Genomic DNA, 725 nt, shown 5'->3' with positions numbered 1-725 from the left:
TCCGACTCGGAAGCAGCGGCAGATAAAGCTTCCTCTTGACATGGATAACAACTGCGAAGACGGCGTACAGGACCGCTAAACCCTGTCTGATGCTTGACTTGGCATTGCTGCCCTGTTGAGCGATCAAAATAAGAAGCTTCAATGATGCCGTATTGCGTGCGTGGCTCTAACGTGAATTCCCAGTTAGAACAGTCGTGCTTATGAAGTTTAAGGGCTGGTAAATTATCCCCGCTTAAAAATAAAAACTTATGGTCTTTGATTAAAAAACGCGCCCGCATGCAGTCCGCAAGACGGGTTAAAAAATCAACCGCCGATTGATCTGTACGAATCACATAAGGAAGAGTTTGTTTGATAAATTGTGGACTGACTTTTGCTTGATAGCCATGGCGTTTGGCGAGTGTCTCAACAATCTCACCAACAGTTTTGTGATCAAAATGTTCACTCGCTTGTTCTTTGAGTTCTTTACGCATCGAGGCGCTTTTGCCACAAAGGCGCAAAATCTCTCCATCACTGCCCCCAATACTCACCACCGACTCGACAACAAAACGCCCCATAAAGGCACTGATGCTGTTCTCATAGCCAAAAATCACTTGCAGAGTGCTGTTGCTTGAGGGAACCTCTAAATCATTACCACTATCATCAAACTCTGCTTCAAATGTATCGGCTTCATTGCCGGCATGGTCCGTAATGGTTGCGGTTAAAAGACGCTGGTAAAAAACCTCATG

At 45.4% G+C, this 725-nt stretch carries 1 protein-coding gene; it reads right to left on the bottom strand.

The window, feature by feature from the left end; translation table 11 throughout:
• A partial coding sequence (locus ACFIMQ_RS09605; RefSeq protein WP_375703952.1) for a late control protein occupies positions 1-725 on the bottom strand: 725 nt, incomplete at both ends.

This window comes from Bartonella sp. AD13SXNS (assembly GCF_042196465.1).
Taxonomy (GTDB): Bacteria; Pseudomonadota; Alphaproteobacteria; order Rhizobiales; family Rhizobiaceae; genus Bartonella.
Note: the sequence above shows the minus strand (reverse complement) of the source record. Positions and strands in the feature narration are given on the sequence as shown.